Genomic DNA, 15597 nt, shown 5'->3' with positions numbered 1-15597 from the left:
GGCATGGGTGGAGCATCTGGCGGGGTTATTGCCGTTGACCGGCCGCGAGACCGGGACCGGTCACTCCGGCATGAGCTTCATCAACCGCGGTGGTGATTACGCTGACGTTTGGTCCGCTCATCATGCCCGACCGCAGCCAAAATGCACAGGTGCTGCATTTTGGCCCAACCGGCGCGGGGAAATCCACAATGTATTGCACTGGCAATGCACGGTGTCTCGGGCCAGAGCGTTACAGGCTGTGCTGGCTGGTATGGCTTTTCCATCCGTTGGGGAGCCACGAGCATTTCTTGTTATTGTCCCTGATCTGGATCGTAGTGCTTACCTGTAATGAGGGCAAAGCACATAAAAAGGTAAAGTGACGTTATTAAAACATAAGGATTGCGAAAGAAAAGTTGTTTAGAAAGTGTGGAGCTTATTTGTTTTTTGTGATTTAGATCACTGAAATTGAAACTCAAATAATTATTAATCAATACATGAGCGCAATTTTTAGGGGTAAAACAGAGATTTGCAACTCGTTTGTTAACGCAATTGTTGCGGTAGCTATCAAGCAAGATAAGTTTTACATATAAGATAAGCTAATTATTATTAGTAGAATGTATACCATCCACGGCGGTTCGATGACTCACAGTTGGCTGCCATGTGACACAAGTTGGGAAGTGCGCTCATTCTATACCGGTGAACGATCCTTTCCTGTGAGCACGGGAGGTGCATATGAGGACACCACGATTTACAGCTGAATTTGAAGAACTAGCCGTCCGTGAAATCACAAAAAGTGGCAATTTCATTGTCGAAACCTCCGACAACATGGAATGGGTACAGCATTTTGGTGATTTCACGTAGGCTAAAGAGGGTAACTTGAAAGCCTGGTAAGCAATTATCATATTTTTCAGAAAACGTGAAATCTCAAAAAGGCCACGAGATTCATTGCAAAATCCTGAATGAAGTTATTCTTCATCCTTGAATACCGCTCTGATGGGATATTATGTATATGTGTCAGACATTGAAAGTTGTCATGGGGAGGATTTAAATATGGCGATATAATTCTGTCTCCTCGCGCGATAAATACAACAGTAGTTTCTGATGCAGATTCGTTGTCCAAATTGTTCCGTTGGTCGTGTGTATGTTTCTCGCTAGATTAATGACGCTCTAAGCGTGATCGGAGGAGCATGTTGTAAAAATAGAATGAGACATCTCGTGTAATTTCACCAGTTCATAACTGTTAGTAATTACAAAGTGCCAGATTGCATGTTTTATTTGCTTCATCATTAAACCATACAGTGAACAGGAAGAAGAATGAATAACACAGTTATATTATTAGGGTACAGAGATGGTATAGTCGCCGAACTGACCGATAAAGGATATCAGATTATATACCTGGTAGAAAAATTCAGACCCGCGCTTACTGGCACAAAATACTATTTGGTAAAAAGTTTAGAGGATGCCCAAGAGGTTCTGCGTTGTGTGTTGAGTCTGCCTTTACATACTGTGACAGGTGTTGTTACAGGGCTTGAAAATGCAGTATTTACAGCCACACTATTACGAAATATGCTGAATTTACCGGGCCCCAAAGACTATGCCGGTGCTTTGTTTTTTAGAGATAAGTTTTTACAAAAACTCAAACTGTCAGATGTTGTCCCACACGCTAACTGCAAATATGTGACCCGTGATAGCGATTACTTAAAGCTGATCGATGAGCTAGGTTCACCTTTCATTATAAAACCATCAAATGGTATGGGATCACATGCCACTACTCCAATCAACTCAAACCTGGAGTTTGAAGATTATCTTAAAAAATATGTGAATAATGAAGGTAGCGTGGCTTTCGTGGTAGAAAACAAAATCATTGGCAATGAGTTTTGCGTTGATGGAATTTGGTCAAATGGACAATTACATTGGTTCTCTATCAGCCAATATGCTACATCTCTAATGAGATGCCATATAGAAAAATTACCCACCATACAAATTTTGTCACGCCATGATTTTCCAGATTTATATCGTCAAATTGAGCAGTTATGCTCTCGGGCTTTGGAACAATTAAATGCAAGTAACGGTGTTTTTCATCTTGAGTTTTTTGAAAATGATGAAGGAGTATTTTTCAGCGAATGTGCCTTAAGGCCGGGAGGAGCACGAATACCTGAGATGATAAAACTTGCCTATAATGTCGATCTGTATCATGCGCACACTGCACTTTCTATGGGATTACCATACGAACAGCATCTTCCTTTGCATCCTTCTATGCTTTTTGCTGTTGTGCTTTTACGTTCTTTTGACGGTGTTACACTGACAAAAGACGATTTTTATAACAATTTTGATATAGCTGAACTGAACTGGACAGAGGATGTGCACGCACAGTCTCATAGTATTCACCGTTGTACTGGCTACGCGATCATCAAGCACAAAGATCACCGTACATTGGAAAATAACGTCAGCAAGCTCGTCGCATTCACCGGTGCGCGATGAGTGGAAACTTTTTAACATGAAAAACAGTACGCAATGAGATCTGTGTAATTAATGAATGACATCAGAAATACCCTTGCGCGTTTCAAAAGTGAGTTATCTGAGTTATAGAAGAGCATTCAATGCATAGTGGAATTGATTAACCAGAATATTTGATAATCAACTGGTGAAACTGATTGATTGAAAGGCTAAAGCTGTCCATATGGAGAAGTATATGGACAGTTAAATACAAAATAAGCTATCAGACTTTTTCTCATGCTGAAATGACTGAGAACACTACACTCGCGATGATAAAAAGTGGCGAACTGATTCAAAGATTTGTTGTGTTAATAGATGAAAGTTTCTGATAACGCAACTATTTTTGAGTCTGAAATGATGGCATTAATGAACGGTATTATGACAAGGATCAACTTAAACTGAGAAATGTCTAAATAACCCTATCAATGAAAATTATCTTTTGGTAACTTTCATTTGTAACTGAATCAAGTTTAGTCCGCCTGAGCGATTAATGCAAATTTTTGCAGGTAAAAAATGCTTTCCGGGGGTTCCTGAGTTATGAAAAGACCTGAATTATCAGATTTGAGAAAACTACGTGAGGTATAAGGTCCGCAAGAAAAAATTGCTCAATGATTGCAATATAATTTTTCTTTTGTTAAAAATATATTTCAGTCTATTAAACAAAATCAATAGATTTTGTGAGGCCAATTATTCTATACGAGTGATTAGCAAGGCCCTACCACTTTGAGATTTAATAAAAAAGATATTATCAGTATCTTACTTACGTATCACATCGACAGTTCGTAATTTTAATTAGCGTAACACAGGCTAATCAGAGTTTATGAACTTTTAATATAGAATGCACTTACCATTCAATGCGGGTTTATTCATATGATACAAGGAAATTATGCAAGAGTTACAAAACTGCCTGTAACTGAACAAGCCTCTAAGCTACTTGTTTATTCTCTTGATATGAGTTTTCATAAACTCAGAGAAGAAGGTAAGCTATCTTCAGTTTTAAATGAGGAGTTCATCAAAACAACCGCTATTAAAAACAAAATTAGCGTTGGCAACGAAGAATATACGCCTGTTAGCATAGGAAGCACCTGGTTATTAAAATGCGAGGTAGATCATCAATTCCATTATCATACGTTTGAAGATGACGATTTCCTTAGCTATCGCAAAGTATTGTTCTTTAGTGATGCTGGTTTTACATTAGAGTTTTATTCGATAGATCATAGTACTGGGAAAATGTCTAATCAACTTGAAAAATTTGTCGTTGAAAAGGCATCTGTTGTTGAACTGGAGTTTGATGGCCGTATAGTACATCGATTTAGGCCAGTTAAAGAGGGTAAGCTGTTTGCCTATTCAATTCATATTAAAGATTTGAGTGCTGGCAATGATGCCGCCAAAACACAAACACATGAAGTTTTGAATGTTCCCCCTCAAGAAGAGCAGCTAATATTAGTCTGATATAGTCAGCACCACAAGGAACTAATTGCAGGACCGATTAGTTATATAAACAGATGGAATTCTTATTTTCCACAACTAGAAATTGGATAAAATTAAATGCAAAACCCAAATTATAAACTGTTGGAGTTAGAAAATAGAGAAGTTGATAAAACATGGATTGAAATTGAACGTGCGGGAGTGATTAAGTCCGTTTCTAATTACCTGCTGTGCCAGGTTATATTCGCTTGTCATCAAGCTGGTATTGCTGCTAGTTTATATCAACAAGAAGAGATTAATGAAGAGGAGATTTATAAAAATCGCGACTCTTATCTGTGCAAACATTTATTAAATTATCTCGAAACACATGACCTTCTCACTGTAAAAAATAATACAATCAAGGTTAAAAAAGAGGCGGAGGGGTGGTTTTCACCGGTTGCTGGAGCACAGCTAGGGTTTTACTTAGAAGCTTATGGGCCAGTGGTTAGAGAGATCCCTTCTCTAATATCAGGTAAATCAATTTATGGCGAAGATGTTTTAAGGAATGGCAGGGCATTAGGCATTCATTGTGCCACTCTTTTTCAAAGTTACCACACCGATACCGTACTTCAGGCTTTATCAGACAAAAGTTCGAGTCATATATTGGATCTCGGCTGTGGTGCCGGGCAGTTTTTAATTGATGCCTGCCTAAGAGATCCAAGCCTCACAGGCGTTGGTTTGGATATTTCTGCACCCGCTATAGAAGAAGCTAATGAGCTATGCATAAAATACAACCTTACGAATCGCTTGACGTTTGTAGTGGGTGACGCATTCCAACCAGATAGCTGGTCGGAGGAATGCCGAAAAGCGGATGTGATATGTGCAGTAGGGGTAATACACGAGCATTTCAGAGACGGCGAGCAGGCCGTTATAAATATATTAAATACCTATGCTAAAAGCATGAAGAACAAATGTAAGCGTTTTATTTTGGGTGAGCCTGAAATAAGATACGATTTGGAAAAAAATGATTGTGATTTATATCTTGTCCATATCTTTACCGCTCAGGGGTTTCCTCGTTATCGGGAAGAATGGATGGAAATTATTGAAAAAACTGACTTTGACTGCCTTGGAGTCTATTCCAGGCCTCATGGTGGTCCGAGATTCAATTTCTTTGTCTTAGAAACGCCTGATATCTAGTTTCTGATTTTGATATTATGACTTATAAGGTATATGAACAGTGAGTAGTAATGGATTTGAGTATCTTCGTTTACCAAAAGGCTTTCATGTCCGTGGTGAAAAATATTTAGACGTCTACCTTAAATCCTTACTGCGGTTAACTGAAATTTCAAGATCGTGTGGCTATGAATCTATAGTTTTACCTTCTCTGGGGTTTCAGTCGACCTTTGGTCGGGCCGCTAATGTTTTGGGTGATAAAACCTTTGAATTTTTAGACAGGAAGGGTAGAAACGTATTAATGTCACCTGATTCTACAGCCGGCCTGTTAAGATGGCATGCAGAGTCCAGAACCATGAATGATTGTAGTAAAATAGGCTGGTTTGCCCCGGTTTTTAGATATCGTAACGTTGAAAACAGGGGTTTTCACCAGATTGGTTTTTCTGCAATAAACTGGTTTCACAACCCACAAGACATTGACTGGCCTTTAATTGATTTATCTAATAACTTATTGGATCTGATTAGAGGAGTTCTGGATGAGCCAGGATCGGTTAAAATAAACAATGTTGGTGCTATAAAAAGAACTATTACTTCATTATTGTCTCTCTCTGACAGTAAAGAGTTGATAGCCAAGCTAATGAAGGAAAAGTCTACTGCAGGAAAAATCGAGCTGCTCACTGTTTCCCTTCCTGATTCAGATGAAAAACTAGCCTTGCTAAGTATTTTTGGTGCTACGGCTAGATTAAATAAAGGGGCAACAAATTTAGTTTTAGAAATGCAGAAAGACATGCATAATTTTGCAGATAAACTGAAAAATGTAGACAAAATAGATTTTGCATTAGATAACTTACATTCATCAGAAATTGTTAGCGGTATAGGCATTGAATTTTATACTGCTAATGGGGCAAGGATTGGTGATGGTGGTCGATATGATGAATATGCCAAGATATTTGATAGTCGTTGCCAAACGCTTGTCAGCGTTTGTAGCGGCATTGAGGCTTTCTTTAGGAATATAAATTCATATAATGAACCGCATCCGAATATTGACCTGGCAATAATCTGTTTTCCAGAGGCTCAATCACTGTTAAAGGATTGTGTTTATAAATTGCGCAACAAAAACATACGAGTGGAGGAGATACCACTGCTTGGGAAGATCAAGGGGGCCATATCGAAGGTGAAACAGAAAGCAAAGTATTATTGTATAATTGGTAATGATGAGATGCGTGATGCACACTTTATTGTACATAACAGCACTGGTGATTACAGTGAGAAGATCTCATTAAATATGGCTCAATCAAGACTTTTTGAAATTATTTCTGGACAAAAATGAGAAAAACATCCGTATTGTTTATCGGTATCGGCGGGATAGGGGCGCCGATAGCTTCACAACTTATTTCCCATCCTGGTATAAGCTTGAGCTGCCTTTGTAAATCTACACAATCAGAAAGAGGGATGCGAACCATAACCGTTAAAAAGGATGGTGGAACAAAAACATTTGATTTAGAAGAAATTACGAATTATCCTCTCTTCAATGACCCTAAAGATATTATAATTCTTTCCTGCAAAGCCCACCAGAATAAACATATTTATCAGAGTCTCGTTAAGTACTCAGATGAGAACACGCTTCTGCTTGTTATGCAAAATGGCGTTGGCATAGATAAGGAATTGGCTTATTATAATTTCCCTGGTATTATATTTAATTGTGTCGTAGTGAGCTGTAGCCACAAGATTTCAACAGACACAGTATTAATTGAACAATTTCCCAGGCTGTTTTTTTCGCTAGACAATAAACAACATAGAAAACAAAGTTTACTGCTGCAGGATATATTCAAATATACTGATATACCTTATTTTTTCACTCAAGAAACACCAGAAGAATTGATGTGGAAAAAATTCGCCTTTATTATATGTGTATCTGCTGCAACAATTAAGTTCCCCGGACCCTGCTCGATGATTATTGAGCACGAGGAGTGCCTGCATTTCTTCAAGAGCTTGTGCCACGAATTCAGTCACTTTGCTAAAATTAGGGGGGTCGATATTGACGCAGATCGATTGATTGAAGATGGTTTATTTAGAGCTAATAAAATGCCTGTTGAAAATTACTCATCTATGACCCTTGATGCACTGGAACATAAATATGGAGAGTTAGCGTTTTTCCTGAAAGAGATGCTTCTCAAAACGCAGATTGAACTTCCTAATTTCAAAAAAATTGCCAACTTACTGTCGCAAGATAAAGATTAAGGACAGAAGTTGGCTGATGCCACCATTAAGTTGAAACTTTAAAAGTTTCTATATCAAATACGTATTGCTCTTCAGACTCAAGGTCTTTTACTTCATTTAGAGAAGGAAATACCACGTATCGTATCGCTTTTTTATTAGCATAACTCAATTGTTTCTGTATTTTATCAGATTTGAAATAAACTTCTGTATTGATGTTCTTAGCTCGTAATTTCTCACCTAATGTATGCAGTGATTTTTCATCAATACTATCTTCCCAGGCAATCAATACATCTGTGGGGGTTTTCTTTTTTATCGCAATGGCACCACTTTGAACTAATTTACCATATATACGTGAAAGGCCCACAGACATTCCTACTCCAGGGAGGCTTTTGCGTATATAGGACCCTGCCAAATCCTCGTAACGTCCACCTGCGGCGATACTTCCCAAATGCGGATAGTCATTCCATTTTACTTCGTATACAGTACCTGTATAATAATCAAAGCCTCTGGTAATAGATAAGTCAACAACAAATCTACCGCTATTTTGGGAAGAAGTTTGTAGTCTCTCCATGACATATTTGAGTTCTTCTAGCCCTTTTTCTAACGTACCATTAGTGACACCCAGCTCTAATACTTGATCAACGAAACTTAAGTCAGCACAAGATATCGATGCAATTTTTACTACTTGCTCGGCTTTCTGGGTGTCTAATTGCAATTCATCTTGAAGAGCACTTATTACACCATGCCGGCCGATCTTATCTATTTTATCCAGTATGCGAGTGGCGGCCTGCAAATTTTCAATATTTAAACCTTCCAGATAACCGCTAAGAATTTTTCTGTTTGAAATGCGGAACACGTAGTTATCTATGCCTATTATTTGTAATGCCGAATTGACAATAAGAGGAATATCAGCATCGAAACTGAGTGACACATTATCCGGATTTATAATATCAATGTCTGCCTGAGTAAACTGACGATATCGACCATCCTGGGGTCTTTCCCCTCTGAAGCAACTACCAATGTGGAAACGTTTAAAAGGAAACGCAATGTTATTGAAATGCTGTGCGACATACCGAGCTAGTGGAACGGTTAAATCATATCTCAGAGCGACACTTGCATCTGAATTATCATCATCATTGGCCCTGGCTCTGGTAATGGTATAAATTTCCTTGTCTACATCTCCACCTTTGGCTGCCAATATTTCCAATCTCTCCACAACCGGGGTATCAATAGGTACAAATCCGTGGGATGAAAACAACTTTCTGAGCTCACTAAGCAATCCATCGTAATGAAGTTGAATCTCAGGCATGAATTCTAAAAAGCCGCTTATTGGCGAAGGTTTTACAATGGATTTTTTCTGATTCATAGCGCCATTCTCTTATTATATCGAAAATTAATTATTCTTCAGGTGTATTGAGTTTATCTTTTACTAGAATTTGAATGTGTTTACAATATTCCACTAAGCTCATAATTTCCTCTTTTGCTCTCATCGAGAGAAGTTATCAAAAGAAAGGTGACATATCTGTACGATACTGTTTCCCTTCAAGCTCAATGTTCCCGGCTGCATTTAATACATTGCGTTTTATTAACTCAAATTCTGAGCCAGTATCTCTGAATGCTACTATCCGTCCGCCGGAGGGATAGAATTGGTCAGCGCTTTTGGTTATAGATTCTCCAAATACATCACAGCAATTTTCAGGATAAACGTTAGCAATGGGTACTGAAAAATGATCTTCATTTATCACGGGGTAATCTTTGGTTGTAACAAATGAAGTCAGCGAATAGCCCCGTTTCCAGTTTTCAGGTGCAGAGAATTCTAAAGCATCAATCAAGTTGCTATCTAACAATCCAAGTATTGAAATCCATTCCGGGTTGCCTGAGCGTACATTATATTCTAATAAATAGGGTGTATCATCACTTATCATTAAGCCAAAATATAATATAGAGTTGAACTCGATACCTTCTTTATTCAATCCAAGCAGCGTAGGCTCAATTATCCTGGATTTTATATTATGCATCAGTTTTTTTGGATAATTTCCATTAAAAGCGAGCGCTGCCATTCCGTGCGTCATCGGGCCTTTATCCTGATCGCACAGCCTCTTATAGTCTTGCACCAAAGGTAATATAAAATAATCATCTCCGGAAAACAGGACATGTAATGATAGTTCATACCCTGAGATCCTATTCTCTAAAATTACAGGGGAGTCAGGGTTAATGGTGTAAAACCGCCGCAAATGGCGTATTGCCTCTTCCAAAGAGTCCGGAGTGGCAGTACGATCATAAGCATTCATTGAAAAAATATCAGGTTTAATGACTAAATTTCTTTCTGACCATTCACTCTTTAAGATCTGCTCTGCCATAGAGTAGTCAGTGAATAGTCGACATTCTGGTGTGGGAATGTTGTAGCGTTGCATAAAGTTTTTGGCAAAACTCTTACTACTTTCCAGCAGTGAAGACCGCTTCGACGCACCAAAAGTATTAAAGCCTGCTAAACGGAATTTGTCACAATCTCCGGCAATAAGCTCTGACGGGCTTAAGATCAGGACCCTATCGATAGCGAGTTCTCTTGCAAGGACAATGGCCTCATTAGCATTTCTGATACGATGAACGTTAGGCATTAACTCCAATAGCGCATTGGAGTTTTTTATAGCACAGTAGCATTCGCAATCCATGTCTTGCCGAATTGCATCGTATGTAGCATGCTCTCTACTATTACCAGAACCATAAATGAGAATTTTGCGTTTTCTAGTGGTCATGTCTGATTTCCTGCTATTGGATATTCTTCTTCCAGCCAAATTGTTGCGGGGCCTTCCATCAGTTCCTGTTGAGTTTGAATCAGATAACCTTCGAAGTAGTTTTTGTCCTCATCACTTAGCACAATATGCATGATAATGGGCAAAGATACAACTTCCGGCTCTGTCAGATCCATAGGGTCGGCCAGTTTGATGTACTTCAATGTGAAAAACCTGAAGCTTTCTGGGTTTAAGAAAGATCTCATTTCTGAAATAATGGTCTCAGCCTTAGTGACCCCACTGGCAATGATTTTTCTGCCCTTTTCTAATGTTTGATAGGCTCGTTGGAATTCTTCTAATTTTTCACGCTGTAGGCGCATTAGACGTGAAGATATGGCAATTCCACTTCGATATCTGACACAGGGCACGGCAATCACTTCCGTGTCGATCATGAAATCTTTAACCGCCTGGCGGACTAATAAATACTGAGCGATGTCTTTCAACCCAAAATAAGTACGATTTGGTCTGGTGAAGACTATCCATCTAACTGACATGGTGATCATGCCTTTAAATATCGTTGGCATAACTATACCATCCAGTCTGCCATATATTTCACCCTGGCTCAGGAATGTACAATAATCTGGTTGATAAATTTCACTTTCGTCCATCGTAATTAAATGTGTTGCACCAAAACTCGCTGCATACTCGCAATCTCTATCAGGATCGTAAACATATTTATGAGTTGTAGAAAGTTGTTCTTTATTTGGATAGATAGTTACAATGACAAAATCGTTCTCTGCAGCCGCTTGTTCAATCAGCTTGGCATGCCCAATATGCAAATCTCCCAGTGAGTGAACCGAACCAATAGATTTTCCGGTTCCCTTGAGGGTACGTATCCCATGCAACGCCTCTTGATATGTTTTCCAACGAACGTAATTTTCCAAGATCTGCCCCTTTTTTTTGTGAATATCTAATAATTAAACTGCCGGCACAGTAGTAAGTAATCTAATTAGTAATGGCACTAATCAGAGTGCTGGTATTTAATTGAGGTCTGTTTTCTGAACCTTTAAGTTTCGTGAATCCATGTTCAATATAGCGGCAAAAATTAAATACCTCTTCCGGATTGGATTCGTCAATCTGATAATTTTCTTTATAATTCGAAATTGTTTTCAAATCTGCTTTCATTCTATCTGGTGAGGTTTTGTAATACTCAGAAATAGCTTTATAATAAATGCTTTTACCAGGATCGTTAGATCCGAATCCGGCCCCTTGATTCATTCCCAATTTGGGCCTGTTTCGTATAATATCTGGCATCAATCGCGACATCATGTTACGCAGTAGCCATTTATTTTCATTATTTCTGATGCGAAATTCTCCAGGGAGTTCAGTGTTAAATGCCACCCAATCTTCATCCAGATAAGGTACTCTTACCTCTAGTGTGGCAAACATTGAAGCCCTGTCTGTCATTTTAAGGTAAGTATGATTTAGCTGATTTAGTGCATATCCAATATTCAGATCGATTTCATTTTTTGGAAAAAGTTCAAAGTAGTCATATCCACCCAACACTTCATCTGCGCCTTCTCCGCTTAATGCGAATTTAAACCCATCATCACTGATTTTTTGGCTTAAAAAATGATAACTAACAGCATTTCGTACCAGGGCAGGTTCATAGGTTTCCGTCATCCATACGCCTTTTGCTTTGTAGAAATCAGTTAATTGCAAATGGGTGGGCGTCACCACTCTTAATGGAACATCCAGATGCTCACAAATAATTTTCGCGGCCTCATAATCATCGGAGGAAGAAGCATCTTTATTATAGAAAGTGTAGGCTACTACGGGACCCTCATGAAGATTTCGCATTAAGGTCAAAATGCTGGAACTATCTACTCCACCACTTAGCATACATGCTGCAATTTCCCCTTTTCTGGGAAGCATTTTGCTAACCGCTCGTTTGAGCTTATCAATTCCCACATTGATAGCATTAGCATCGCTCCATTTTCCTGAGTTCTCATCATTGAATCGGTAGTTCTTACCTGGTCTGGTAAACGCTCGGTTTTTCATCACCGCGCCACATGGGAAATCTAAAATGACATCAATGTTTAGGCCATAAAAAGACTTTAGTTCTGACGAAAACAGGCAGTGTTCTTCATCAAATGCATAATAAAGTGGCTTTATACCTAAATGATCTCTTGCCAGGTACCAGGTTTGTTTGTTGCTGTCATAAATTGCAACTGCATACATTCCCTGAATCAGTTCAAAAATCTCTTCACCAAAATGAAGATAACCCGCCAGTACAACTTCTGAGTCACAGCTGCTTTTAAACGCGTAATGTTTTTGAAGGTTTTTGCGTAATTCATTATGGTTGTATATCTCACCATTGAGAACACACTGCACTTTTGCGTCAGGTGAATAAAATGGTTGGCGCCCCATATTTTCATCAACAATGGCCAGTCTGTTTGTGCCAAAATTGAATCCTGAGGCCCGATTGGTTTCTGCTTGATAACTTGATTCGCCACGATGGGAAATATAGTGAAGCATTTTTTCTACATCATACTGCTCTGCATGATTACCAAATACCCCTGCAATTCCACACATATTTTACACCGTCATATATAAAAGGAATGATTACAGACTGCTTCCGCAAGCCGGAAACTATTTTCTTCCAGTCACAGGACACGAGACAGTTGAAAGATTATTTTCTGTACTTATCTTATGTATTCATGTGCCAATAAATTCTTTAAGGACTTATGCAGCGATATCATATAAATTCGGATAGAGATAAGTCATATAAATGCACTATCCGAAAGTCATGAATCCTGGAATACGGCTTTTAAATTCAACTGGCAGAAGTGACAGGCACCATCCGGGCCTCGCTATCGAGCGGTTGATGATTGTTTCCTACAGCAATCATTACTAATTCCGTTGTGGCTTTAATTGCATGATCGACATTCCCTGGCACCATGTAACAAACTCCCGGCTCGAGGGCATAATCAACTTTGTTATACTCCACAAAACCAAAGCCTTTTATAACGATAAGAATGTGATCACCTTCATGCGTGTGGTTCGTAACTCCTTCATTCTCGCCAAACCTTATAACGTCTGCTCCAAAGGAATTTAACTTGAGTAAAGGGGTACCTGTCCCATCACTGTTGCACATTTTTATTGGCCTGAGACCTGATTCAACCTGTAAACCTTCCTTTGAATCTGAATTGGCCCACCTGGAAATCTGTATTGTATGCATATCAACCTGCCTTGAAGAAAAATTAATGTTAAATCACGGTTATCAATACGTAAACAATAACCTAATGAAATCATTAGGATGCAATCATATGACTGCATATCAACAAATTAGCACTGATGAACTAAAGTTTGAACAACATCTTTCCAGGATTAATGCCTTTTTCTGTGATCGATATCTCATTAATTAGAAAAAGTTCACACTAAATTTGTTCAGCACTATTGATGTATTGGCCAAACATACTAGCGATAGGTACGATCCTTCTGAGTGATTTTGCTTATCAAATATTGCGGAATTGAACTATTACAATCAGGTCAGATGTCCGGTTGCAATTAAAACACTCGATATAACCGAACTTATTGAAATTCTAATGAGGCAGCAATGAAAGAGCGCACGATAGCATGTAGTGACAACCTGACGATCAGACAGACAGTTGCCACCTTTCCTGGAAAGGTATCGATCTTGCTATTTTTTACATTCCTGACACGCATAAGTTTCTTTATGGCTTGGCCATTTTTATCCATAATACTGACGCGTACTTATCAACTTACCCCTATCGCTATAGGAGGGTTGATGTCAGGTTGTACGATTGTTTCTATAATTATGGGGGTTTATGGCGGGGCGATGTCTGACCGTCTGGGAAGAAAAAAACTGATGATATTTGGTTGCCTTTTCGCCATCGTTGGTTACGCCAGTATAGGGATGGCGAATAGTGTGCCTGTCTTCGCTTTTGGTCTTTTATTGACCAGTATATCTTTTTCCTGGGCAGATGTGCCTGGTCGGGCACTTATGAGTGATTTACTGCAAGATCAGAAACGACGAGAGCTTGCATTGCAAATTCGCTACTGCGCAATAAATATCGCAGCGGTAAGTGGGCCAATTATTGGTATTACTATTGGGCTTAACTCGCAAAAAAGCACCTTTCTTTTAACTTCTCTCTCTTATGTACCTTTTTTACTCTTTTCTTTATTCTTTGTTCCAGCCGGCAAACTGGTTGATCACAAAGATTCGGATGAAACATCCGACACGAAAATGAACACCTGGCAGATGTGCCGTGTTATCCTGAAAGATAATGTTTATGTTGTAGTACTTATCAGCAGCATTCTCAGCTACTTAGTTTACTCTCAGTTTGATTCAGTTTTACCACAATATTTTTTGATGCTGGACTCCGCACTGGCAGTCGATCTGGTGACGGTGGTTTTAGTAACCAACGCTCTCACTGTATTGGTTGCACAGTTATATCTGGTACCTTATTTCGTCAATACTTCACTTGAGAAACGAATTACTGTTGGTGTAGTGATTTTAGCTGTTTCACAATTACTTTTTTGGTCCAACGAGACATCAAGCACGCTTTGGTGGGGGGCCTGTGCGTTTGTTTTCAGCGTTGCGGAAGCGATCCTCTTGCCCAATTTAAGTATTTTGCTCGACCGTCTGGCGCCTGCACATCATCGTGGTGCTTATCTGGGGGCCTCAACGTTAGTTATGCTCGGTCTTTCTTTAGGGCGAATTATTGGTGGGGCGTTGCTGGAGTGGTGTGGGAAGAATGTATTTTTCGTAATGTCACTGTTATGTTTGTGCATTGCGTTTCTGATGCTTATAAATGACAAAAAAATAAAAATCCGACTAACTGATAGTTAAAGATTTACTTAGAACTGGTATGTCTCCTGCCTGGTATTCAACTAAATACTATTCGCAATGAAATACGAGGCAGTTCAAATTCAATGACATACTGAATTTCACCCTCTCAATAGCCATAAAGACGGATTGAACCGGTTTGTAAGGAATGGCTGTTGTATATCTCCCCGGGGTGAGCATTATCTGCTTACTATAACCTTCCCCCGGCCACGGCGTTTGTCGTAAAGCTTATTTCACAATTTCTCAGTGATCACAAAAGAGTATACTCTCCGGTGCGACTTCTTGGTTGACGCTTTTAGGGGCAAAACCGCGACCACAGGTCAGTGCATTATGAAAAACCACCGACCAGCTCTGATTCACCGCTCGCGGGTGGATAAGGGGGCAAAATCTGAGGATAAGTTGTGATGCAAAGGCCAGAGAGAAATCTCAATGACGTCCAGATGCTGCCCGGTCATTCACGTCTGGCGGTGACGCTGGAGTACGTTGAAGCCAATATTGATACCCTGCGGAGAAATCTTGGTGCAGCTTTTGCCACCAGGGGGAGCTTTTAAGTCGGATTTTACGGAATTGGTGCGGAGAAAGAGGCAAATCAGGGCAATTTTTTTACAGACGGTTGACAGAATAACGTGTAAAAAGCGGAAACCTGTAACTGAAAGTGTTGGGACGGAAGAAACCCGAATGATGCGTCAACATTATCCGGGTTCTTGATCCCCAAAT

The 15597-nt window shown here is 39.3% G+C and carries 12 protein-coding genes; 7 read left to right on the top strand and 5 right to left on the bottom strand.

Annotation, left to right across the window (positions count from 1 at the left end; translation table 11 throughout):
• The first annotated feature begins 1293 nt into the window (after positions 1-1293).
• From JGC47_RS15100 to JGC47_RS15080, 5 genes are all read left to right on the top strand, one after another.
• Positions 1294-2460: an ATP-grasp domain-containing protein gene (locus JGC47_RS15100; protein ID WP_004160224.1), complete on the top strand. Its 1167-nt coding sequence runs from the start codon at positions 1294-1296 to the stop codon at positions 2458-2460.
• Between the two features lie 885 nt (positions 2461-3345).
• Positions 3346-3927, top strand: a complete 582-nt coding sequence (locus tag JGC47_RS15095) for a hypothetical protein (protein ID WP_004160221.1) — start codon at positions 3346-3348, stop codon at positions 3925-3927.
• Between the two features lie 96 nt (positions 3928-4023).
• Positions 4024-5079 (top strand): class I SAM-dependent methyltransferase, encoded by a 1056-nt coding sequence (locus JGC47_RS15090; RefSeq protein ID WP_004160219.1) that lies wholly within the window; start codon positions 4024-4026, stop codon positions 5077-5079.
• 40 nt (positions 5080-5119) lie between these two features.
• Complete coding sequence (locus JGC47_RS15085) at positions 5120-6385, top strand: ATP phosphoribosyltransferase regulatory subunit (RefSeq protein WP_004160217.1); 1266 nt, start codon at positions 5120-5122, stop codon at positions 6383-6385.
• Positions 6382-7296: a ketopantoate reductase family protein gene (locus JGC47_RS15080; protein ID WP_004160215.1), complete on the top strand. Its 915-nt coding sequence runs from the start codon at positions 6382-6384 to the stop codon at positions 7294-7296. Before JGC47_RS15085 ends, JGC47_RS15080 begins: the two co-directional genes overlap by 4 nt.
• Before the next feature lie 25 nt (positions 7297-7321).
• On the opposite strand, the gene hisS is transcribed toward JGC47_RS15080, so the two are convergent.
• From hisS to JGC47_RS15055, 5 genes are all read right to left on the bottom strand, one after another.
• Positions 7322-8641 carry a histidine--tRNA ligase gene (gene hisS, locus JGC47_RS15075; protein ID WP_004160213.1) on the bottom strand — a complete coding sequence of 440 codons (1320 nt, stop codon included), beginning with the start codon at positions 8639-8641 and terminating at the stop codon, positions 7322-7324.
• 136 nt (positions 8642-8777) lie between these two features.
• Entirely contained in the window at positions 8778-10031 is a 1254-nt protein-coding gene (locus tag JGC47_RS15070) for a phosphoribosylamine--glycine ligase (protein WP_004160211.1), read from the bottom strand.
• Positions 10028-10951 (bottom strand): pantoate--beta-alanine ligase, encoded by a 924-nt coding sequence (locus tag JGC47_RS15065; RefSeq protein ID WP_004160209.1) that lies wholly within the window; start codon positions 10949-10951, stop codon positions 10028-10030. Before JGC47_RS15065 ends, JGC47_RS15070 begins: the two co-directional genes overlap by 4 nt.
• 61 nt (positions 10952-11012) lie before the next feature.
• Positions 11013-12602, bottom strand: a complete 1590-nt coding sequence (locus JGC47_RS15060) for an asparagine synthetase B family protein (RefSeq protein WP_004160201.1) — start codon at positions 12600-12602, stop codon at positions 11013-11015.
• A gap of 241 nt (positions 12603-12843) precedes the next feature.
• Positions 12844-13248, bottom strand: coding sequence for a cupin domain-containing protein (locus tag JGC47_RS15055; protein WP_013035800.1), 405 nt, complete (start codon positions 13246-13248; stop codon positions 12844-12846).
• A 378-nt stretch (positions 13249-13626) separates the two neighbouring features.
• Between JGC47_RS15055 and JGC47_RS15050 the strand changes: the two genes are divergently transcribed.
• Both JGC47_RS15050 and JGC47_RS15045 read left to right on the top strand, forming a co-directional pair.
• Positions 13627-14883 carry an MFS transporter gene (locus JGC47_RS15050; RefSeq protein WP_013035801.1) on the top strand — a complete coding sequence of 419 codons (1257 nt, stop codon included), beginning with the start codon at positions 13627-13629 and terminating at the stop codon, positions 14881-14883.
• Between the two features lie 401 nt (positions 14884-15284).
• Positions 15285-15431 (top strand): hypothetical protein, encoded by a 147-nt coding sequence (locus JGC47_RS15045; RefSeq protein ID WP_004160197.1) that lies wholly within the window; start codon positions 15285-15287, stop codon positions 15429-15431.
• The last annotated feature ends 166 nt before the right edge of the window (positions 15432-15597 follow it).

The sequence above is a fragment of the Erwinia amylovora genome, assembly GCF_017161565.1.
Lineage (GTDB): Bacteria > Pseudomonadota > Gammaproteobacteria > Enterobacterales > Enterobacteriaceae > Erwinia > Erwinia amylovora.
Note: the sequence above shows the minus strand (reverse complement) of the source record. Positions and strands in the feature narration are given on the sequence as shown.

Coding starts and splice junctions, on each gene's coding strand:
- JGC47_RS15055 (WP_013035800.1), bottom strand. CDS start 13,248: ATGCATACAATACAGATTTCCAGGTGGGCCAATTCAGATTCAAAGGAA.
- hisS (WP_004160213.1), bottom strand. CDS start 8,641: ATGAATCAGAAAAAATCCATTGTAAAACCTTCGCCAATAAGCGGCTTT.
- JGC47_RS15045 (WP_004160197.1), top strand. CDS start 15,285: ATGCAAAGGCCAGAGAGAAATCTCAATGACGTCCAGATGCTGCCCGGT.
- JGC47_RS15100 (WP_004160224.1), top strand. CDS start 1,294: ATGAATAACACAGTTATATTATTAGGGTACAGAGATGGTATAGTCGCC.
- JGC47_RS15095 (WP_004160221.1), top strand. CDS start 3,346: ATGATACAAGGAAATTATGCAAGAGTTACAAAACTGCCTGTAACTGAA.
- JGC47_RS15060 (WP_004160201.1), bottom strand. CDS start 12,602: ATGTGTGGAATTGCAGGGGTATTTGGTAATCATGCAGAGCAGTATGAT.
- JGC47_RS15070 (WP_004160211.1), bottom strand. CDS start 10,031: ATGACCACTAGAAAACGCAAAATTCTCATTTATGGTTCTGGTAATAGT.
- JGC47_RS15050 (WP_013035801.1), top strand. CDS start 13,627: ATGAAAGAGCGCACGATAGCATGTAGTGACAACCTGACGATCAGACAG.
- JGC47_RS15090 (WP_004160219.1), top strand. CDS start 4,024: ATGCAAAACCCAAATTATAAACTGTTGGAGTTAGAAAATAGAGAAGTT.
- JGC47_RS15080 (WP_004160215.1), top strand. CDS start 6,382: ATGAGAAAAACATCCGTATTGTTTATCGGTATCGGCGGGATAGGGGCG.